Source organism: Cypionkella sp. (genome assembly GCF_034376685.1).
Taxonomy (GTDB): Bacteria; Pseudomonadota; Alphaproteobacteria; order Rhodobacterales; family Rhodobacteraceae; genus Cypionkella.
This window is the reverse complement of the sequence record NZ_JAXMJJ010000109.1, coordinates 1-21,608: the sequence shown is the minus strand read 5'-3', so window position 1 is coordinate 21,608 and position 21,608 is coordinate 1. Positions and strand designations below refer to the sequence as shown.

Below are 21,608 nucleotides of genomic sequence, written 5' to 3'. Positions count from 1 at the left end.
TAGTCCCATGTGGATCACTCCGTTGCCCCCGCCGCTCACCGCTTTGGGGGTAGGTTCACATGGCTCAGTTCTCAGTGAAAATTATGTGCCTAACCGGCTTAGTTCTGGGTGAAAATCAACACCAGCTGTAATACAAGCTCTGGGCGATACCTTCCTTGCGGCATAGTTCCGCGATGCTGTCTTCGCCACGAAGACCGGACAATACAATCCGGATCTTCTCTTCAGACGAATGCAGGTTGCGCGTCGCACGCCGGATATCCTTCACAACCTGCTCGGCAGGCGCCTTCGTCGTCACGGGGTTCCTTCTCATCTCCACCTCCATGTGGGGTCAAGATGAGCCACAAACCCTCCGCTACGCAATCACGCCAAACTGTTCCATGGGCGCTGAAGGCGGACAGCGGAAGCCCTTCAGGCGAGGCTGTGAAACTTGGCTGCTCATGAAAGATGGCTATGCGCGCAGCTGGGGCGCGTCAACAACATGACAAAACCACGGCAACCACTCCATCTATTCACGGCTTACAGTTGGAGAAGGTTATTTGGCTTATCCTCGCTTTGCGGCAGGTACTGCCGCCCCCGCATCCGAGCATCACGCTTGATTCGAAGCATAGGCCAGAATCTTGCGGTTCTTAGTGTGCACGCGCGTGCTTAGTTCCAAGATTTTCCGCACTTACTCGAACAAATACACTCGTAATTAATTATAAATACTCAATACCCTGCGGATGCACAGCTGTGCAGGCATGTATTGACAGGTGGCGATCAGTTTGCAAAGATAAGGGTGAGAAAGAGCGGAGCACCGCATCGGCTTTGGAGGGCTGAGCAGTGCTGGGGTCAGCCTACCGCTATGGAGGAGGTATCAAATCATGTTGGAAGCTGGTCATGCACCAGTCGGATTGCCACGGCTGAAAGGCTGCCGAGGATGAGTGCGGTGTCTCATGGGGGCGATGACGCCCCGACCCTGCGCAACCGATTGGGCTATAAATTGCGGCTGACGATGCGCGAGCCGACAACGGTGATCGGCATCCTGATGGCGCTGCTGTTCGCCTATCTCATCGTGGTGCCGATCCTGTCGATCCTGATGGATTCCGCGACGGTGCAGTTTGGCGACGAGCGCCGCACCAAGGCCGATCTGGGCAGCGGCACCCTGTATTACCTGACCCGCGCTTTTACCTCGCCGGTGGCAATGGATCTGTTCTGGGAGCCGCTGCTGAACACGCTGATGGTGGCGGCGGGGGCGATTGCGATCTCTATGCTGGTGGGGGGCGTTCTGGGCTGGCTGATCGCACGCACCGACATGTTTGGCCGCCGCTGGTTCGCCACCGCGCTGATCGTGCCCTATATGCTGCCCGCATGGACCTTTGCGCTGGCTTGGACAACGCTGTTCAAAAACCGCACCGTCGGCGGCCAGCAAGGCTGGTTTGAGGCGATTGGTCTGACGCCGCCAGATTGGCTGGCCTATGGCCAATTTCCGATCACCGTCATTCTGGCGCTTCATTATACGCCGTTTGTGATCCTGCTGTTCGGCTCGGCTCTGCGTCGCTTTGACAGCCAGTTGGAAGATTCGGCGCGTATTCTGGGAGCTTCCAGTGGCACGGTGGCACGGCAGGTGATCTTGCCGCTGATGCGACCTGCACTGATGTCGGCGGTTGTGCTGATCTTCGCCAAGTGCCTGGGCGAGTTTGGCGTGCCTTATGTGCTTGGCCTGCCTGTAAAATTCGACGTGCTGGCAACCTCGCTTTACCGGTCTATCGGCTCGCGGCAGTCCGGTGTGGCGGGCGTGCTGGCCGGGGCAATCATGCTGATCGGGCTGATTGCAATTCTGGTTGATGCCTATCTGGCCCGCGAAGCGCGCCGCTTTGTAACCGTGGGCTCGAAAGGTTCGATGAACCGGACATCGCGGTTGCATAGCTGGCGGTTGCCCGCGACGGGTTTTGCCAGCCTTGTGTTTATCGCCAGCGTCGCGATGCCGCTTCTGACGCTGTTCTTGTCTACCGTGATGCGGATGCCTGCGAATTTCGCTTGGTCCAACTTCACGCTCGATTACTGGATCGGATGGGATCTGCCCACCGTGGCGATGCGCACGGGCATTCTACTCAGCCAGGATCTGTGGCGCGCCGCGTTCAACACGATCTGGATCGTTGGCACCGCGTCGATCTGTTCGGGCCTGCTGGGGATCTTGACCGGCTATGTTGTGGTGCGCACCCCGTTCCGCCCACTGTCGATCTTTCTGCGGCAGGTGACGTTCATGCCCTATCTGGTGCCGGGGATTGCCTTTGCTGCCGCTTATCTGTCGCTGTTTGCCGTGCAGCGCGGCCCGGTTCCGGCGCTATATGGCACCTATGCAATCCTGATCATGGCGCTGATGGCCGATCAGATGCCCTATGCCTCCCGCGCCGGGATTTCGGCGATGATGCAGCTTGGCAAAGACCCGGAGGAAGCGGCGCAGGTCGTGGGTGCGGGCTGGCTGCGGCGGATGCTGTGGGTGGTGTTGCCGATCCAGAAGGGCTCGCTTGTGACCGGCATTCTGTTGCCGTTTATCTCTGGCATCAAGGGGTTGAGCCTGTTCGTCATCCTTGCCGTGCCTGCCACTGACGTGCTGACCACCTTTTCGTTGCGGCTGGTCGACTACCACTACACCCAGGCGGCCAATGCGGTCGTGCTGATCATCGCGGGGCTGGCCTATGCGGGCACGGTTGCTGCCCAGAAACTTACCCGCACCAACTTGGCCGAAGGACTTGGAAGCTGATGCCCGACATCATTCTGCGTAATGTTCAGAAAAACTATGGCGGCGGGTCGCCGAATGCGGTGGCCGATCTTGATCTGCATATTGGCGATGGCGAGTTCATGTGCCTGCTGGGGCCATCGGGCTGCGGCAAGACCACGACTTTGCGGATGATCGCGGGGTTGGAGAACTTGTCAGGCGGTGAAATCTCGGTCGGGGGTCGGGTGGTGGATTCGATCCCGCAGGGCATCTTCGTCGGCCCGGAAAAGCGCGGCATGGGGCTGGTGTTTCAATCCTACGCGCTGTGGCCGCATCTGACCATCGAGCGCAATACCGACTTTGGCCTGCGCTTGCGCAAAGTGCCAAGGCCCGAGCGTGAAGAGCGTGTCAACGCCGTGATGAAGGCGCTGGATATCGAGAAATATCGTGACCGCTACCCGTCGCAACTGTCTGGTGGTCAGCAGCAGCGCGTCGCTTTGGCACGGATGTTGGCAGTCAATCCCGGTGTGTTGCTGTTGGACGAGCCGCTGTCGAACCTTGACGCCCGGTTGCGGCTGGAAATGCGCGCCGAGTTGAAGCGCATTCACGCCGCCTTCAAGACCACCATCGTTTTCGTGACGCATGACCAGTGGGAAGCGATGACCTTGGCCACCACCATCGCGGTGATGAATGACGGCACCCTGCAACAGCGTGGCACGCCGAACGATATCTATGAACGTCCCGCTAACCGCTTTGTCGCCGAGTTTGTCGGCAGCCCGCCGATCAACATCATCGAACTGGCGGAGGCTGGTGCGCATCCGCTGGAACGCGCGGCGCGGGATTATCTGCAGGCGCGCTTAGGCGCGGGGGCCGATATCGGTTCGGTCGGGATCCGGCCCGAGGCGCTGATGCTGGCCTTGCCGGAGGTTGCGGTGCCCACCGGGCATTTCCGCCACGGCGCGGTTGTTACCGGCGTTATGCCAACTGGCGGCAGCTGGATCATCGAAGCGCAGTGTGACGGGCGGGTGGTGTTTTTGACCACCACCGAAAGCCCGACGCTGCAGGGCGGCGAAACCGTGACGCTGCACGTAAAACCCGCAGCGCTGCATGTGTTTGACCGTAGCGGCGCACGCCTGGCGGGGGGCGATGACGCACTGGCGCGGGTCGCATGACAATCAAAGGGGAGGATAAGATGAGACACGCGATGAAGGGTTTGGGGCGGCTGACGCTGCTGGGCCTGCTGGCGACAACCGCAGCACAGGCACAGACCGATGCCGAATTGCTGGAGGCTGCGAAGGCCGAGCCGCCGATGACCGCATATGCGGTGACTGGCAAGATCGTCGACACTGCCGAGGCGTTCAGTGCGAAATACGGCCTGTCGGTCACCGGCAAGAAGGTGAACGAGGCCGGGCAGATCGAACTGCTGATCCGCGAAGCGCAGGCAGGTAATGTGGTGGGTGGCGTCTCACTGGCGGCGGATGCTGCCACCATCGCGTCAGAGTTGATGGATCAGGGCATCGTCGAAAGTTGGGTGCCACCGGATCTGGCTGAACACCTACCGGGAACCGCGCGCAATCCGCTTGTTGTGGTCAGTGATCCGACCGTTTGGGCCTACAATTCAGAAGTCTATGATGCCTGCCCGGTCAACAATGTCTGGCAGTTGGTCGACCCCGAGTGGAACGCCCGTGTGGCGATGATGGATCCGCTGGAAAAGCCCGCCTATGCCGATTGGTTCAACCAGCTGGAAGAAGGCCATGACGCCGAAATGGCCGCAGCCTATCAGACGCATTACGGCAAGCCGTTTGATCCTGCGCAGGGCAGCGCGACCGAGGCTTGGGTCAAGGCGTTTGCAGGCAACGGCGTGCTGATCTCGGATTCCACGGGCGTGGCGGATGCGATCGGGGCGCCGGGACAGACCGCGCCGTTCTTCGGGATGATCTCGGTCGCCAAGTTTCGCGACAACACGGATAAGGGTTCCAAGCTTGCGGTTTGCACCGGGGTCGCCCCCTTCAGCGGCTGGCTTTACCCCGGCCTTGGTGTGATCGCCAAAGGCACCGCCAGCCCGAACACCGCCAAGCTGTTCATCAGCTATTTGATGACCGCCGAGGGCATCGCACCGCAAAGCGTGGATGGCAAGCTGCCGTCAGATCCGCGTGTTGGACTGCCTGTGGATGAAGCCTCGGGCATCGCGGCAAATCTGGATCAGTTGATGATCTGGAACAACGCCGGATCCCAAAGCGACCTCGACCGCCGTCAGGATTGGCAAGATATCTGGCGGATGAGCCTGCGCTGAAACAGGCCTGCGCGCCCATCTGGGAGGGCGGCGCGCGGCCAAGGCAACCGGCGGAAACGCCCTGAGGTTTGAGGGAGGACAAGATGAAACACCTGACCACAACGGTCGCGATGCTGATGGCCCTGACGGGCGGGGCGCATGCCGAAGACTTCGATCTGAACGCGCTGATCGAGGCCGCAAAAGCAGAGCCGCCGATCACGGTTTTTGACAGCACCGGCAAAATTGTCGATATGGCCGAGGCCTTTACCGCCAAATACGGCGTTCAGGCCACCGGCACCAAGACCAAAGCACCGGCACAGATGGAAACCATCATCCGTGAGGTTCAGGCGGGCAATGTGCAGGGCGATGTCTCGTTGATCTCGGATGTGCCTGCGGTGATGGGGCAACTGTTGCCTGGTGGCTTTGCCGAAAGCTGGGTGCCGCCCGATCTGGCCGGCGATATTGCCGCCGAGGCGAAGGATCCGCTGCTGGTGGTCTCCAGCCCTAACGTGCTGGCCTACAACACAAACTTGTTCGAAAGCTGTCCGATCACCAATATCTGGCAACTGACCGATCCGGAATGGAAGGGCAAGGTCGCGATGCAGGATCCCTTGGGCAAGCCGTCTTACACCGACTGGTTCAACCAGATGCAGACCTATGCCGATGACAAGATCCGCGCGGCCTATGCGACGCAATACGGCAAGCCACTGGAAACCGATCAGGCCACGGCGACGGCGGCATTCATCGCGGCTTTGGCCGCCAATGGCCCGCTGCTCACCGATGCGGATGCGGCTGCCGCCGAAGCCGTCGCTGCCCCCGGCCAGACCGAGCCTTTCGTCGGCCTCGTCAGTGCGGCGAAGTTCCGCGACAACGCGGGTGCGGGGTTTTCGCTTGGTCTGTGCAGCGGTGTCGATCCGATCATCGGCTTTACCAACGCCACCGTTGGCTTGATCGTGAAGGGCACTGACAGCCCGAACGCAGCCAAGCTGTTCATCCATTACGCCATGACCGCCGAAGGCATCGCACCACAGGCCGAGGATGGCAAAATGTCGTTGAACACCACCGTCGGGCTGCCTGCGGATGAGCCGTCAGGCATCGCCGCGCATGTATCCGAGTTGCTGGCCTATAACCCGGCCTCTGGACTTGACGACTGGGATACCCGGCAGGATTGGCAGGATTTCTGGCGTTTGAACTATGCGAAATGAAACCGGCGACAGGAACACTGGCATGACGTTGAAAATGATCGCCCCGCTGGTGATGCTGCTTGCCGCCCCTGCTGCGGCGCAGACCTTCGATCTTGAAGCGTTGATCGCCGCCGCCAAGGCCGAACCGCCGATCACCATCTATGACAGCACCGGCAAGATCGTCGATATGGCCGAGGCGTTCACCGCGAAGTATGGCGTGCAAGCGACGGGCGAAAAGGTTTCGGCCAACAGCCAGCTCGAAATGCTGATCCGGGAATCGCAGGCGGGCAATGTGCAGGGCGACGTGGCGCTGCTGACCGATACGCCTGCGGCGATGGCACAGCTTTTGCCCACGAACATTCTGGAAAGCTGGGTGCCGGGGGACATCGAAGCCGATATTCCCGAGGGCTATCGCAACCCGCTGGCGATCTCGACCAATGCCAACGTCTGGGTCTACAACACGGAAAAGTATAGCGAATGCCCGGTGACAAACATCTGGCAGCTGACCGAACCCGCGTGGAAGGGCAAGATCGCGCTGATCGACCCGTTGACCAAGGGCACCTATACCGATTGGTTCAACCAGATGGCGACGCATGGCGGCGACAAGATCGCGGCGGCCCATCAGGCGCAATACGGCAAGCCTCTCGAAACCGATCAGGCCAGCCCTGCCGCCGCTTGGTTGGCCGCCTTGGCCGCCAACGGCCCGCTGATGGCAGACGGCGATGACCGCATTTCAGAAGCGGTTGGTGCGGCCGGTCAGGCCGATCCGTTCATGGGGCTCGTCAGCTCTGCCAAGTTCCGCGACAATGCCGACAAGGGCTATAAGTTGGGGCTTTGCAGCGGGCTCGATCCATGGGTGGGCTGGACTTATACCAAGCTGGGCCTGATCGCCAAGGGCACCGACAGCCCGAATGCGGCGCGGCTGTTCATCCATTATGTGCTGACGGAAGAAGGCATCATGCCGCAGATGGTGGACGGCAAGATCCCGACCAACAGCACAATTGCTTTGCCCGCCGACGAGCCCTCGGGCCTGTCCGCACATCTGGGCGCACTGTTCAACTATGACGCGGCAACCGGTCTGGACGACTGGGAAACCCGGCAAGACTGGCAGGACTTCTGGCAGCTGAACCACAAGCGCTAGGCCTGCCTTGCGGGGGGTGTTGCTCTCCGGCATCCCCCGCCCCTTCTGAAGAAAGATCAATATGACCGAGTTTCACCGCCATATCGCCAAAACCGCTGAAGCCGCCTGTCGTCTGGTCGGGCCTGCTCTGCTGACAGCGTTTCGGTCGCAGATGCAAATTGATTTCAAGGTGGATCGCCATGATCCCGTGACCGAGCATGATCGGCGGGCGGAAGCCGCAATCCGCGACTTCATCTTCCGCGAGGTGCCGGATTCTACTTTTATGGGCGAGGAAGGCGGCAGCATCGGCTCGGGTGAGGTGCGCTGGTTCGTAGATCCGATTGACGGCACCGCCAACTTCGCGCGCGGGCTTGCCTTCTGGTGCGTCTCGGTCGGTGCCGTGATCGGCAATGAGGTGGTGGCTGGCGCAATCTACGATCCGGTCGCGGGCAATATGTTCACCGGCTCGGCTGCGGGAGCGTTTCTGAACGGCATGCCGATGCAGTCACGGGCGGCAGCGGACGAGCAGCACGCCGTGCTGATCACCGGCTATCCGGTTAGCCGTGATTTTCGACTGGATGGCCAATGGCTGGCCCTGCAACGCTTTGGCGCGCTGACCGAGACCTTTGCCACCTTGCGCCGTCCGGGCAGTGCTGCACTGTCGATTGCGCATGTCGCGGCAGGCTGGGTGGATGCGGCGGCGGGGTTTGGGGTGAACCCATGGGATGTGACGGCCGCGATTGCGATACTGCGGCAGGCGGGCGGCAGCTATCATCCGCATAGCCTTGGCAAGGTTGCCCCTGACGCAGCAGCTTATATGCATCCCGGCTATGTCGCGCTTGGCGCTGGTGCCAATTACCCAGTGTTGTGCCGCATCGCGCATGAAATCTCTGCGGGCCGGGTCGGAGCACTGCCCGCCATGCACTCGATAGCACGGTGATAGAACACACCCTCAATAGTGATACAAATTAGTATCTATAGTATGGACTTGAAGGAAATGCACAGCTGTGCAATCAACCATGATAGTACTCTGACGACAACCATAGGAAGTATCCGATGATCCTTGATGAATTGGCCATCGACCAGCGGGAGGCATTCTGCCTTGACCTCGCACGCAGCGCCGCAATCTTGGCACTGGATGGGTTTGAGCGGCAGGCCGGTCAGCCGATCGGCATGAAGGGTCCGCAAGACTATCTGACTGAAACCGATGGCGCGGTAGAGCGGCATGTCCGCGCACGCATCGCCAAAGCTTTTCCCTCTGACGGCTTTCTTGGCGAGGAAACCGGCGGCACTCCCGGCGACATCGCCTGGGTGGTGGACCCAATTGACGGCACCGCGAATTTTGCCCGTTCGATCCCCCATTTCTGCATCTCTATCGCTTTCGTCACGAGCGGCGAGGTGCAGCTTGGCGCGATTCTGAATCCAGCGACGGATGAGCTGTATTTCGCCCGCAAGGGCCGTGGCGCGACGCGCAATGGCAAGGCAATACACGTCGCGCCAACCACAGACTTGCAGGCAACCTCGTTTGAGCTGGGCTGGTCCAACCGCGTGCCATTGTCTCGTTACATCCAGTCACTGACCGCGCTGTTTGAGGCGGGCAGCAATGTGCGGCGCAGCGCATCCGGCGCAATGGCGCTGGCTTATGTTGCGGATGGGCGAACGGATGGCTATGCCGAACTGCATATGAATTCGTGGGATTGTCTGGCCGGTCTGCTGCTGGTGCGCGAGGCTGGCGGCGTCACCTGCGCGTTCCTGTCACTGGGCGGTCTGATCGACGGCGCACCGGTGCTGGCGGCTTCGCCCGCCGTCGCTGCCGTGTTGGCCACTGCCACAGGAATCCCGATTTTCCCGGGCGCCGATATACTGCCCGCGCCCACTCTGACGACGCTGAGGACTGCATGACCGAAAAATTCTCCCAGCGTTTCGAGCGCCCAAGCATCAGCAAGGTCTATGAAAACCTGCCGGGCTATGGCGTTGATCTTTATGTGGGTGGGCGGGAGGGCGCGTCGGATATTCCGCTGCTACGCGCGCATGGCATCTCAACGGTGCTGAACTGCGCGGTGAACCTTGATTTCAACTATGTGGCGACGCCGGATGAGGTCTCGCATGATTCCGTCGGTTATGGACCTGCTCTGATCCGCTATTACAAGCTTGGCATCGTTGATGGTCCAGGCAATCCTGACACGATGATGCTGGCAGGGTTTTATCAACTGCGTGGGGCGCTGGATCAGATCATGCCCGAAAAGCCAAGCTATCCCCGGCGGGATCGTGGCAGCTTGCTGGTGAACTGCCGCGCGGGGCGGTCGCGCTCTGTGGTGCTGGTGGCGCTGTTCTTGCATCTGCATCTGCCGGGTGAGTTTCCGACTTTGGCAGCGGCCATAGACCATGTGCGGATCAAGCGCGCGTTGCGCCCTGAGGAATGGCATGAAACGCCGAAGCCCATGTTGATTGCCGCCGCCGAACGCACCGCGCATTGGGTGGGTCTGATAGAGGACGATATCGCCCGAACCGCCAAAACCGGAGCCGCATGAGGTGACGCTGCTGGCCGTCATCGCCGACCCGCATTACCATGATTGCGGCTGGGTGCCGAAGCACAGTGGGCTGCCGGGTGCGATCCGCACTTATGCCGAGACAATCGCCTCGACACGCGTGTTCAACGAATCCGCCGCCGCGTTTCGCGCCGCATTGGACCGCGCAGTTGCCGAGGGCGCGCGGCATGTCCTGCTGATCGGCGATCTGACTGACGACGGCCAAGTGCCCAACATTGCCGGGGCGGTGGCGCTGTTGGCGCATTACCGCAAGCGACACGGGCTGCGGGTATTTGCCACGCCGGGAAACCATGATTTTTTTGCGGTGGCGGGGCGACCGCAGGTCAAGACGTTCATTGCAACAGATGGCAGTCCGGTTGTGGTGGACAGCAGCACGACGCCCGAGGCCGCGACATTGGGTGCCTTACCCGCGCTTCAGATGATGGGCCGACTGGGCTATCAGCCGGAAACGGGCGATCTGCATTGGGAAAGCCCGTTTGGCCGGAATCCTGACTGGGCAGCTCGCAGCTATGATGTAACAAGCCCGGATGGCGGCACCTGTTGTCGTATGATCGACGCATCTTATCTGGTCGAGCCCGTGCCAGATCTGTGGTTGCTGTCGATCGACGCCAATGTCTGCGCCCCCCGAAACGGCGCGACGGATCTGAGAGATGCCGCGCAGTTTCACGATCCAACCGATACGGGCTGGTCTGGCGTGCTGCATCATCGGGCGCATGTGCTGAGTTGGATGGCAGATGTGGCGCAGCGCGCGCAGGTCATGGGCAAGCGGTTGATCGCCTTTTCGCATTATCCCGGACTGGACGCGCTTGGCGGCGCTTCTGCGGATGAGGTTGCGCTGTTTGGCGCAAGCGGACTGGCGCGGCGCGCGCCGGGGGCCGAGGTGGCTGCAGCCTTCGCCAAGACGGGTGTGCAAGTGCATTTTTCGGGGCATTTGCACGTCAATGATACCGCTGCCTATCGCGGGCCAGAGGGGGCGTTTTTGAACCTTGCAGTGCCTTCTCCGGTAGGCTTTCCGGCTGGGATGAAGCTGGCCGATGTGGGGGTTGATCAGATCACCATACGGACGGTGTCGCTGGCGGATGCCCCTGCGCATGATGTGGCCTTTACCGCCTATCGGGCCGAGGCGATCTGCGCGGGCCAAAGCGCACCGCCCGCCAGCCATGCCCATGATTATGGCGCGTTCCTGAATTGCCATCTGGCGGCAGTGGTACAGGATCGCTACATCCCGCGCGAATGGCCCGAAGATATGGCAGATTTCGTCGCATCGCGGCACGTCGATGATCTTTTGGCGCTGATCGGTGTGGCGGGGCTGGATGCGCCAGATATTGCTCTGGCGGCCTTGGTCGAGGATTGGTATCGGCTGCGCAAGGGCGGCGAGGCGGCAGCGCCGTTTATTGCAGCCGATCGGCTGGCCTTCTATCACAAGCTTTGCGCGCAGCTTCCCGACCGCAACGGCAGTGATTTGGCCGTGCGCTTCATCACCTTGCTGCGGATTATGCGTGCCTATCTGGCGCGGCTGCCAAACGGTGATTTCATCATCCATTTGCCCGATTTGCGCATCACCCCGATCTGATCACGGCCTGACGGTGCGGTGCCAGACCACTTGCACCGGGAAATTCTGCTTGCCCAAGTCCGCTTCATCGCTGGTCAGGATGGCTGCGATATATTCGGCGATCTCTTTGATCGGCTGACGGAATGTGGTCAGGTTGTAACCCAGCCAACCGGCCTCGGGGATGTCATCAAAGCCAATCACGCAGAGATCGTCTGGGATCGACAGCCGGAAATCCTGCCGGGCGGCGTCCATGAAGCCAATGGCAAGCAGGTCGGTGACGCAAAATACACCGTCAGGCCGCGACGAGGCTGCAAGCAACTGCCGGGCGCTGTCGACCCCGCTGGCATAGCCGGTGGGGCCAGCGCGGCTGACTGTGACCGTGGGGAGGGGGCAAAACATGGTCGTCGTCGTGGTAGGTTAAGGGTTTCAGAGTAACGCGGGACCCACAATGGATGTAAGTATTTTTGTTGAGACGACGTTTCACGATGGCGAAACGCGTAGGCGCAATATCGGTCGGCTCCGCCGTGCGCCTGACGAGTTGGGACCCGCGAACCTTGGTCTGCTTCTCGACGAGGCAAAGCAATTGCTAGGGCGATTGCAGGAAGCGATCCTGCAAGAACAGATCGATGAAGCGCTGTCCGCTCGCCGGAAATGCAACGACTGTGGTCGACGACGAACGATCCATGATGATCGCGGCCGTATCTTCGATACCATGTTCGGTCGTTTTCGCATGAAGTCGCCCAGGATTCGACAGTGCTCGTGCCAATCTGCCGGGGTCGAGAACACTCGGCCGGAATCTCCATATTCTGGACTTTTTCCTGATCGTGCGACGCCAGAACTTCAGCGCCTACAGGCTGAATTGGGATCGAGGCACTCGCTTCGAGAAGCCGCCCGACTGATCGAAATGTTCCTGCCCTGTTCGGCCCAGTTGAACACGACAGTGCGAAATCGCTTGGGTCGCATCGCTGACGAAATCAGCAACGACGACGCGCGCCGAGGAGACGCGGGTACAAACGCGGAAGCATCCCCACTGACTGTTTTCCCGGATGGTGCACAGATACGATGTCGGCCTGAATACCAGAAACGGCACCTTTTGATGTTGTGGTCGGCAAGGTTGAAAGCCTCAATATGAGCCGACGATTTGGTCTCGTTCAACAAGCCGCTGCGTCGCCTGCCAGGCGGCTCCGAAATGACCTGATTACACAAGGTTGGGATGGCCAAAGCAAGGTGACCGTGATTTCAGACGGCGAACCAGACTTGCCAAACCTAGTGCGGCATTCCGTTCCAGGTCCCGCCTTCCACATACTGGATTGGTGGCATATCTCGATGCGGGTAAAGCACATTGAAAATGCGGTGCAAGGCCTCCTGCAATCGAAAGGCTTTTCAGGGTTGCAACTACTCTTCGAGCGACCTGCCGCGACAATGCGCTGGTACCTTTGGCACGGGAAAGTGATGATCGCCGCGCCAATCCTCAAAGTTCTTCAAATCGATTGTGATCGATTGCGTGCCGAAACCCGAGAATTACGAGAAGCCGCCAGGCGCGTCAAAGCCCGGTATCAGGATCTCTATTCCTACCTTTCCAACAACTTCGACGCGCTTCCGGACTATGGTTGTCGATACCGAAACGGCCTCGCGGTTTCATCGTCCCGGGCAGAAGGCTGCGTCGATGACATAGGCAACATTCGCATGGGAAAACGCCGCCGCATGAGATGGTCACCGCAGGGCGCACTTCGCGTTGCCGTCACGCGGGCTGCTGTCCTTGACGGAAGGCTAACCGTTTCAAAGCTGGCCGCTTGATCACCATGTTTTGCCCACTCCCACCCAGCAATGTCAGTGTGGCAGGCGTCAAGTCGTCTCGATGCGCCACTGCAAACTCAAACGCCGGAGTTATCCCAATTGCGCGAGCAGACGGGCGCGGGCGTCAAGCTCATCTCAAATCTTGGACACTGTCTGATTGGTAGAATTTGATAGCTAAATTGAACTGCGACCACGGAGGCGATGTTCGGCAAAATCCCAACAAACGCGCCGGGCAAGATCGAATTCAATATGCGCCGGGTTCATCAGAAAACGCCAGGAAAACCCGTCGATCAGGGCAACAAGCCCGTCGACAGCATCGCCAATCTGGTCGGCTGGAACTGCTTGACGAAAGGCATATCCGATGTTCGATCTGAAGCGCGCGCCAAGAATCCGATTGATCCGGTGCAGGTGCTGCGAGCCCTTTTCCTGAAAGATCAGCCCAAACTGCAGCCACGCCTCCTGAGCGTCAGACTCGTATAGTTTTGGCTGAAAGTTGCCATCAATGATCGCCCTAAGCCGCTGCTCTGGGCTCGGGTTTGCGGGCAGCAACCGCTGGATCTCATCGCGCAGCAGGCTGGAGACCCGGCGCAGGGCAAGCGCCAGCAATTCATCCTTGCCGTCAAAGTAGTGGTTGACCAGTGCGGGTGACATCTCGGCGCGCTTGGCGATGCTGGCCAGCGTGGCGCCGGCAAGCCCACCTTCGGCTATCACCGAAATTGTCGCCTGCACCAACTCTTCGCGCCGTATCGCGGTTAAGGATTTTCTCAAGGGTCAACCATTCTCTCGGAGGGGCGGTTTTCCGCGTCAGGGTTCGTTGCAGCCGAGGCCAGATTGCGCTGGCAGCGCCCCGTTTGCAAGGCCTTCATTGATGATCAATACTAATTGTTGACTGATAGAACAATAAACTGTTTTATGAAATCATAAACGGATGGAGACAGGGCACTATGGCGGGCTTGGACGATGGAATGACGCAGCTTGAGGCATTCGCTAACGGTGTCGAAACCCGCTCAGTCGAGACGGTATGGATCCCACTGGCGGATGGGCGCAGGCTTGCCGCGCGGCTGTTTTTACCCGCAAATCCCGCGCCCGTGCCGGTCATTCTTGAATACATTCCCTACCGCCGACGTGATCTTACACGGCTTGGCGACGATCAACTGCACCTGTGGTTCGCAGCGCATGGCTATGCGGGGGCCCGTGTCGACATCGCGGGCACCGGTGATTCTGAGGGGGTGATGGGCGATGAGTATATCGCCCGCGAACAGGATGATGCCTGCGAGGTGATCGAATGGCTGGGGCAGCAAGATTGGTGCAGCGGTGCCGTGGGAATGATCGGGCATTCCTGGGGCGGGTTTTCTGGGCTGCAGGCTGCAGCACGCAGACCGGCGCGGCTCAAGGCGGTTGTCAGCGTTTACTCCACCGATGACCGCTATGCCTGTGACGCGCATTGGATGGGCGGCTGTCTGATTGACGATAATTTCAGTTGGGGCAGCGCTCTTTTTAACTATTGCGCGCTGCCGCCAGATCCCGCCGTGGTGGGCCACGACACATGGCGCGAGATGTGGCGGGTGCGGATCGAGAATGCCACGCTGATTCCTGCGGGCTGGATGCGGCACCAGCGGCGGGATGAATTCTGGAAGCACGGTTCGGTCTGTGAAGATTTCGGCGCGATTGCCTGTCCTGTTCTTGCAGTGGGCGGTTGGCTTGACGGCTATCCCCGCACTGTTTTCAATCTGGTCGAAAACCTGTCCGCGCCCTGCAAGGGCATCATTGGGCCTTGGGGGCATAAAATGCCGGAAATCGGTTTTCCCGGCCCGGCCATCGGGTTTTTGCAGGAATGCCTGCGCTGGTGGGATCGCTGGCTGAAGGACATCAAAAATGGTGTTGAGGACGATCCTGACATGCGGCTTTACCTGATGGACCCGCTGACCCCTGACCCGGTGGCAACCACGCGTCCCGGTCGCTGGTTGGCAATCCGCAACTGGCCTGAGGCAGCCGCGCAGCCCCAAACCTTCTCGCTCGGCAGCGACGGCACGCTCGTGCGTGGCGAAGCCATCAAAGGAGCAGGCAAAACCTGCAGCGTCAGATCGCCCCTTACCACGGGCCAAACCGGGCAGGCCTGGTGCCCTTATGGGCAGGGCCGGGTGGCGCCTGATGGCGCGGTCGATCAACGTGTTGACGATGCGTTGTCTTTGTGTTTCGACCTTGCCAGTTTGACCGAACCTCTGAGCATTCTGGGCACCGGCTGGCTCCGCTTGCTAGTCAGCGCCGACAAACCTTTGGCGCAGGTTGCGGTGCGGTTGACCGATGTCGCCCCGGATGGAACATCAACGCTTGTCAGCTTTGGCGTGCTGAACCTCGCGCATCGCAACAGCCATGAGTTTCCCGAAGCGCTGGTGCCGGGACAGTCTTATGATGTGCAGGTCGAACTGAAACCCGTGGGCCAGATCATCCCGGCTGGCCACAAACTGCGACTGGCGATTTCCTCGGCCTATTGGCCGATGCTGTGGCCGTCGCCGGAACAGGCCATGCTGACGATCGACCCGGCGGGCAGCCGCCTTGATCTGCCCGTGCTGGCCGAAGGATTTGAATCGGAGCCTGTTATCTTTGGCCCGGTGGCACAGGCACCGGCTGGGCCATCGACCAGACTGATTGCCGGCAAGCAGACCCGCGACCGCCGGGTTGATGTCGCAACCGGCACCATGACGCTGACCGCTCTGAGCGATGACGGCACCGCGCGTATTGACGAGACGGGAACCGAGGTCAGTTCCTCGCACCTTGAAACCATGATTATTGCGCCCGGTGTTGCCACCTCGGCAGAGTATCTGTCGGAATGCAAAATCGGCTTTCGCCGCGACGACTGGCAGGCGCATTTGCAGACCACTGTTAGAGTGACGTGCTCTGAGACGGCGTTTCACGTCACCGGCTCGCTGGTCGCCCATGAAGGGGATCAGATTTTTGCCGAACGGAAATTCGATGAGACAATCCCGCGTGACCATCTTTGAGGTCGCACTGAACTTGTAACCAAGGCAGTTCTGACCGCTCTGCCAAATGCTCTCCGCCCCGTAATTATATCGGAAAAGGACAGACATCATGCTCAAGAACGCCACCCGCCGCCAGTTCATGCTGGGCACCGCCACTGCTGCAGTAGCACCTTTTGTTCTGGGCTTCCCTGTCGCCTATGCGCAGGGAAACGATACTGTCACCCTGCGCATCCCGGATGACATCAGCAATGTTGATCCCGCTTTCCGCGTCGGCCCGGTTGAGGGAAACATCCTGTCTGCCGTCTGCCAGCGCCTTGCGCGGTTCAAGCCCGGCTCGTTGGAATGGGAGCCTGACGCAGCGAAATGGATCAAGCAGAACTCGGACACCGAAATCGAGTTCGAACTGAACCCCGGCCAGATGTTCCATGATGGTTATGGCGAACTGACAGCCGAGGATGTGAAATTCAGCTTTGAGAGGTTCATCACCCCCGATGCGCAGGGTGCCATGGTGGCCTATGCCGACGATTTTGGCGCGTTGGACCGGGTTGAAGTGACGGGCACTTATACTGGCAAGCTGATCCTGAAGAATCCGGCACCGGCCATCTGGATGATCGCCATCTGTGACGGCTCGGGGTCGATCCTGTCGAAGAAGGCCACGGAAGCCCTCGGCACCGGGATTTCGACCCGTGCAATCGGATCTGGGCCCTATGTCTTCAAAGAATGGAAACCCCGCGATCAGGTGGTGCTAGAGGCAAGCCCCGACTATGCGGGCCGCGATATGCCGACCTTCCGGCAAATTATCCTGAAGCCGATTGTAGAGCCGCGCACCGCATTGCTGTCGCTGCTTGCCAAGGAAACCGCGCTGACCGCGGCGGATGTGACGGCGGAAGACGAATTGGCCAAAGACAGTGACGTGACGGTCGTCAAGATGGAGGGGATTGATTATACTTGGGTCAGTCTGAACGTTGAAAAGGGCGCGCTGGCCGATCTGCGGGTGCGTCAAGCGATCCGGCTGGGAATGGATATCCAGACCGTGATCGACGGGGCCTATGCTGGCAAGGTCGGGCGCGCCAATGCGCTGCTGGCCCCTCCCCTTCTGGGCTATTGGGCAGAAGCCCCGGTCTACAATCGCGACATCGCGGCAGCACAGGCCCTGTTAGCCGAGGCAGGACACAGCAATATCGCGCTGACCTTCACCTGCCTGAACGATTCAACATCGCAGGCCATCGCTCAGATCGTGCAGGCCAATCTGTCGGAGATTGGCATCAATCTGACCATCAATGCTCTGGACCCTGGTGCTTATTGGGCGATGGGGTCGGGCGATGCGGCAAAAGATCTGGAACTGACGCTGATCACCTATGCCTCCAAATTCGACCCCAGCTTTCAGACCCAATGGTTTCTGGGCTCGCAAGTCGGTGTGTGGAACTGGCAGCGCTGGACCAGCGACGAATTTGATCGGTTGCACACTGAGGCGGCGTCGATGCTTGATCCCCTCGGGCGGCAAGAGAAATATGTTCGGATGCAGCAGTTGCTGGATGAAAGCGCTTCCTGCATCTGGATCACCCATGGCGTGCATCTGTATGGGCATGCCAACTGGTTGACGCCATCGATTTTGCCCAACGGTCTCGACTGGCAATTGCGTTTTTTTAAACCCGTTTGAACGGACGGCTCGGACCTTGCGGCAGAAAGGGGAAATCGCGATGCCAGTTATCATCAGGGCCGGGAGCCGTTCACTCGACGGGCCGTCAGGCATCGGCAGGGGGCAGGCATGACGCAGATTTTCGGCTTTCTGTGGCGGCGGGCCTTGGCGGGGGTGCTGACGATCATCGGTGCTGTGATCTTGCTGTTCGTGCTGATCCAATTCGTGCCGGGCGATCTTGCCAGCGTGCTTTATGGGCCGCGCGCGACCCCAGAGCTGCGTGCTATCCTGACCGAACGGATGGGGTTGGATCGGTCCATCCAGGAGCAGCTTTGGCAGTTTCTGTCGCGCGCGCTGCGCTGCGATTTCGGCACCGATGTCATCTCGGGCCGCCCGATCCTGCAGATGATTGTCGACGTATTGCCCAATACAATGGCACTGGCCTTCGCGGCACTTGGCCTTAGTCTGCTGCTTGGGGTGCCGCTCGGCGCTGTAGCAGCGGTGCGGCCGGGATCGCTGGCGGATCGGGTGCTCGGGGTGTTTTCTGTCGTGCTGATCACCACGCCCAGCTTTGTGATCGCAATCCTTCTTCTGCTGGTGTTCTCGCTGGCACTGGACTGGCTGCCCGTGGCGGGGGCTGGTGCCGAGGGTGATCCCATAGACCAGCTGTTGCACCTGATCCTGCCGACCACGGCGCTTGCACTGGGCTGGGTGGGCTATCTTGCCCGGCTGGTCCGGGCAGCGCTGCTGGAGGTGCTTGCCGAACAGCATGTGCGCACTTTGCGCGCCTATGGCGTGCCGGAATGGCGCATTCTGGTGATCTATGCGATGCGGCCAGCGCTGATCCCGGTAGTGGCCATTCTTGGTGTTGCCTTGGGCGATCTGATCGGCAGCGCCTTGTTTGCCGAGATGATCTTCGCTCGACCCGGTATCGGGACGCTCAGTTACAACGCTGTGGCCTCTCGCAACTTTGCCGTGGTGCAGGCGGCGACGGTGATCATCGTGCTGGTCTATGTCACCGCCAATATCGGTGTCGAGATTATCAGCGGGTTGCTGGATCCGCGGTTCCGCCGCGCCGTGACGAGGGACGAGGCATGAGCCGACTTCTCACAACCGTCCGGCAGGAACGGGGCGGCAAAGCCGGCATGGTTCTGGTTGTGCTGGTGCTGCTGTTGGCGCTGGTCGGACCCTGGCTTGCCGCCGATCCGAACCGGATCGACGTGCAATCGCGGTTCGCGGCCCCGTCACTTACACACTTGCTTGGGACAGACAATCTTGGGCGTGACTTGTTTGCCCGCGTGGCCGTAGGCACCCGGTCGGCACTTTCCATTGCTTGCCTTGTGGTCGCGCTGTCGATGGCGGGCGGCACCTGCCTTGGTGTCACGGCGGCGCTGTCTGGCCGGATCGCTGATCGCACCATCCTTGCCATGTTGGATATCATCAGCGCTTTCCCAATCTACATTCTGATCTTTGCGCTGGTGGCACTTTACGGCACCGGCATGGGCAAGCTGATCGTGGTTATCTCGCTTGCTTTTCTGCCGCAGTTTGCCCGCGTCGCGCGCAGTCAGGCGCTGACCCTGAAACACCGCCCGTTCATCGAGGCCGCCTTGCTGATGGGGCTGTCGCGACCCAACATCATCCTGCGCCATATCGTGCCAAACATCATCGGGCCGATGATCGTGCTGGCCAGCATGAATGTGCCGGTCGTCATCACCATCGAGGCGGCGATGTCCTTCATCGGCCTCGGCGTGCAGCCGCCAGCCACCAGTCTGGGCACGCTAATACGCGACGGTTATGTGTTTCTGGATCAGTCGTGGTGGCCCATCGTGGGATCTGCCGCCGTGCTGGCCGTGGCGACGCTGGGCTGCACCTTGCTTGGCGAGGCCCTGCGCGACGCGGTTGACCCGAAGCTGAGAGGGCGGATGTGATGCAGGGCGCAAATCGCAGCGGCCATATTGGTCTGTCCAACCTGTCGCTTGATTTTACCAGCCGGGGCGGTGCCGCCAGCCCGGTGCTGCGTGATATCTCGCTCGATATTCCGCCACGGTCGATCGTGGGTCTGGTGGGCGAATCTGGCAGTGGCAAATCAACGGTGGCGCTGGCCTTTATGGGCCTGCTTACTCCGAATGCCCGGGTGCGGGGCGGGCAGATCACGTTGCGCGACCGCAAGATTGAATGCGCCGACAGCACGGCGCTGGCGGCGCTGCGTGGGCGTGAGTTTGCGATGATATTTCAGGATCCGACGGCCTCGCTCAATCCGGTGTTTACCATCGGGGCGCATCTGCACGAAGTGCTGCGCCGTTGTGATCCACAGGCGGATCGCGCGGCGCGGCAGGCGCGGGCAGTTGCCGCGCTGGGAACGGTTGGCTTTGACCGTCCTGAAGCGCGGATGCGCAACTATGTGCATGAGCTTTCCGGTGGTATGCGGCAGCGTGTGGTCATCGCCATGGCGCTGCTGGCGCGGCCCAGCCTACTGATCGCAGATGAGCCAACTACCGCGCTGGACGTGACGGTCGAGGCGCAGGTTATGGCGCAGATGTGCGCGCTGCGCGATGAGATCGGCTGTTCAATCCTGCTGATCACCCATTCTTTGGGTCTGGTCGCGCGCTACTGCGATCAGGTGGCGGTGATCTATGCCGGTGAGATCGTTGAGCGCGGCGCGGTGGCAGATGTGGTCCGTCATCCCGCGCATCCCTATACCGCCGATCTATTCACCTGTGATGTCGAGATTGACGCGCCACGCGCCAATCCGCCACTGGAGCAACGCTTTCAGGTGATCCCTGGCGAATTGCCCGCCCTGCGGGATTTGCCCAAGGGCTGCATCTATGCGCCGCGCTGTGCCCACGCAGTCGCGGATTGCACCGCAGCACACCCCGATCTGCGAGCATTGGCAGGCAAATCCAGTCAGGAGGCCCGATGCATTCTGACACTGTAGCACCATGCCCGTCGGCGGCTATTGACGTTACGGCTGCCGTTGTGACCTTTGGCACATTCCGAGCGCTGGATGGCATCTCGGTCGTGGTCCCTACCGGCAGTTGTTTCGGCATTGTCGGGGAGAGCGGCTCTGGCAAGACGACACTTCTGCGCTCTATTCTGGGGCTTCAGCGGCTGAGTGCGGGTCAGGTCACATTGATGGGCGCGGTGCAGCCGCCCGCCCGGCGTGATTTTCGCAGTCTGATCACCACGATCCAACCCATTTTTCAGGATCCTGCACAATCGCTGTCGCCGCGCCGCCGGATTGGTCAGTCGATGGACGAGGTGGCCGGATGTCTCGGCGAGTCGCGCGACGAGATTCGCGCCCGGCTGGCGGAAATCCTGCAACGACTTGGCCTGCCGCCCGGCGTCGTCGATCTCTATCCGCATCAGATCAGTGGCGGACAAGCCCGCCGTGCCGCGATCGCCCGCGCGCTGCTGTTTCGCCCCCGCATTCTGGCGGCGGATGAACCAACCGCCGGTCTCGACGTCTCGGTTCAGGGTGATTTGCTGAACCTACTGCAAGAGATTCGTACTGAGACCGCCGTAACGCTGCTGGTGGTCAGCCACAATTTGGCAGTGGTGCGGCTGATTGCCGATCAGGTCGCGGTGATGCATCGCGGCCGTATTGTCGAACAAGGCGATTGCACCATAGTCCTGCAAACACCCCTGGCCGATTACACGCAACAACTGCTTGCCTCTTGGCCTCGTGCACGTCACGTGGGCGATGGTCGAGGATAAGGATGCTATCGGCCCCACAATTGAGAAACTATGTCTCGTGAATCGAATGCCAATTTTATGAGAACTGAACCGCTCCCAAAAAACCGAGTCAAGGCTCCAGAC

17 protein-coding genes and 2 pseudogenes are annotated in these 21,608 nt (G+C 60.4%); 16 read left to right on the top strand and 3 right to left on the bottom strand.

Translation table 11 applies throughout. The features are described from left to right. Positions 1-121 precede the first annotated feature (121 nt). Positions 122-310, bottom strand: a pseudogene (locus tag U1A24_RS20620) (IS3 family transposase); the annotation flags it as partial. 606 nt (positions 311-916) lie between these two features. Between U1A24_RS20620 and U1A24_RS20615 the strand changes: the two are divergent. From U1A24_RS20615 to U1A24_RS20575, 9 genes are all read left to right on the top strand, one after another. Next, positions 917-2,743: an iron ABC transporter permease gene (locus U1A24_RS20615; RefSeq protein WP_322323865.1), complete on the top strand. Its 1,827-nt coding sequence runs from the start codon at positions 917-919 to the stop codon at positions 2,741-2,743. After that, positions 2,743-3,870, top strand: a complete 1,128-nt coding sequence (locus tag U1A24_RS20610; RefSeq protein ID WP_322323864.1) for an ABC transporter ATP-binding protein — start codon at positions 2,743-2,745, stop codon at positions 3,868-3,870. The genes U1A24_RS20615 and U1A24_RS20610 overlap by 1 nt, the downstream gene beginning before the upstream one ends. A 20-nt stretch (positions 3,871-3,890) precedes the next feature. Continuing rightward, the gene (locus U1A24_RS20605; protein ID WP_322323863.1) at positions 3,891-4,991 is read left to right on the top strand and encodes an ABC transporter substrate-binding protein; all 1,101 of its coding nucleotides are present in this window, start codon (positions 3,891-3,893) and stop codon (positions 4,989-4,991) included. 83 nt (positions 4,992-5,074) lie between these two features. Continuing rightward, positions 5,075-6,175 (top strand): ABC transporter substrate-binding protein, encoded by a 1,101-nt coding sequence (locus tag U1A24_RS20600; RefSeq protein ID WP_322323862.1) that lies wholly within the window; start codon positions 5,075-5,077, stop codon positions 6,173-6,175. A 22-nt stretch (positions 6,176-6,197) separates the two neighbouring features. After that, positions 6,198-7,295, top strand: coding sequence for an ABC transporter substrate-binding protein (locus tag U1A24_RS20595; RefSeq protein ID WP_322323861.1), 1,098 nt, complete (start codon positions 6,198-6,200; stop codon positions 7,293-7,295). A gap of 61 nt (positions 7,296-7,356) precedes the next feature. Beyond that, complete coding sequence (locus tag U1A24_RS20590) at positions 7,357-8,214, top strand: inositol monophosphatase (protein WP_322323860.1); 858 nt, start codon at positions 7,357-7,359, stop codon at positions 8,212-8,214. A 116-nt stretch (positions 8,215-8,330) separates the two neighbouring features. Further along, positions 8,331-9,176, top strand: coding sequence for an inositol monophosphatase (locus tag U1A24_RS20585; protein ID WP_322323859.1), 846 nt, complete (start codon positions 8,331-8,333; stop codon positions 9,174-9,176). After that, positions 9,173-9,805 (top strand): dual specificity protein phosphatase, encoded by a 633-nt coding sequence (locus tag U1A24_RS20580; RefSeq protein ID WP_322323858.1) that lies wholly within the window; start codon positions 9,173-9,175, stop codon positions 9,803-9,805. The genes U1A24_RS20585 and U1A24_RS20580 overlap by 4 nt, the downstream gene beginning before the upstream one ends. Before the next feature lies 1 nt (position 9,806). Next, entirely contained in the window at positions 9,807-11,396 is a 1,590-nt protein-coding gene (locus U1A24_RS20575) for a metallophosphoesterase (RefSeq protein ID WP_322323857.1), read from the top strand. On the opposite strand, the gene U1A24_RS20570 is transcribed toward U1A24_RS20575, so the two are convergent. Next, entirely contained in the window at positions 11,397-11,774 is a 378-nt protein-coding gene (locus tag U1A24_RS20570) for a substrate-binding domain-containing protein (RefSeq protein ID WP_322323856.1), read from the bottom strand. 49 nt (positions 11,775-11,823) lie between these two features. Between U1A24_RS20570 and U1A24_RS20565 the strand changes: the two are divergent. After that, positions 11,824-13,172 (top strand): annotated as a pseudogene (locus U1A24_RS20565) (ISKra4 family transposase). Between the two features lie 174 nt (positions 13,173-13,346). Here the strand turns inward: U1A24_RS20565 and betI are convergent. Then, entirely contained in the window at positions 13,347-13,940 is a 594-nt protein-coding gene (betI, locus tag U1A24_RS20560) for a transcriptional regulator BetI (protein ID WP_322323855.1), read from the bottom strand. Positions 13,941-14,116: 176 nt separating this feature from the next. Here betI and U1A24_RS20555 point away from each other — a divergent pair, with 176 nt between their 5' ends. The 6 genes from U1A24_RS20555 to U1A24_RS20530 all read left to right on the top strand — a co-directional run bounded on the left by U1A24_RS20555 (position 14,117) and on the right by U1A24_RS20530 (position 21,506). Further along, on the top strand, positions 14,117-16,174 hold the full coding sequence (locus U1A24_RS20555) for a CocE/NonD family hydrolase (protein WP_322323854.1): 2,058 nt from the start codon (positions 14,117-14,119) through the stop codon (positions 16,172-16,174). 88 nt (positions 16,175-16,262) lie between these two features. Then, positions 16,263-17,813, top strand: a complete 1,551-nt coding sequence (locus U1A24_RS20550; protein WP_322323853.1) for an ABC transporter substrate-binding protein — start codon at positions 16,263-16,265, stop codon at positions 17,811-17,813. A 108-nt stretch (positions 17,814-17,921) separates the two neighbouring features. Further along, positions 17,922-18,890 carry an ABC transporter permease gene (locus tag U1A24_RS20545; RefSeq protein WP_322323852.1) on the top strand — a complete coding sequence of 323 codons (969 nt, stop codon included), beginning with the start codon at positions 17,922-17,924 and terminating at the stop codon, positions 18,888-18,890. Beyond that, on the top strand, positions 18,887-19,720 hold the full coding sequence (locus U1A24_RS20540; RefSeq protein ID WP_322323851.1) for an ABC transporter permease: 834 nt from the start codon (positions 18,887-18,889) through the stop codon (positions 19,718-19,720). Before U1A24_RS20545 ends, U1A24_RS20540 begins: the two co-directional genes overlap by 4 nt. Continuing rightward, the gene (locus tag U1A24_RS20535; protein WP_322323850.1) at positions 19,720-20,727 is read left to right on the top strand and encodes an ABC transporter ATP-binding protein; all 1,008 of its coding nucleotides are present in this window, start codon (positions 19,720-19,722) and stop codon (positions 20,725-20,727) included. Before U1A24_RS20540 ends, U1A24_RS20535 begins: the two co-directional genes overlap by 1 nt. Continuing rightward, positions 20,709-21,506, top strand: a complete 798-nt coding sequence (locus U1A24_RS20530; RefSeq protein WP_322323849.1) for an ABC transporter ATP-binding protein — start codon at positions 20,709-20,711, stop codon at positions 21,504-21,506. The genes U1A24_RS20535 and U1A24_RS20530 overlap by 19 nt, the downstream gene beginning before the upstream one ends. Positions 21,507-21,608: the final 102 nt, after the last annotated feature.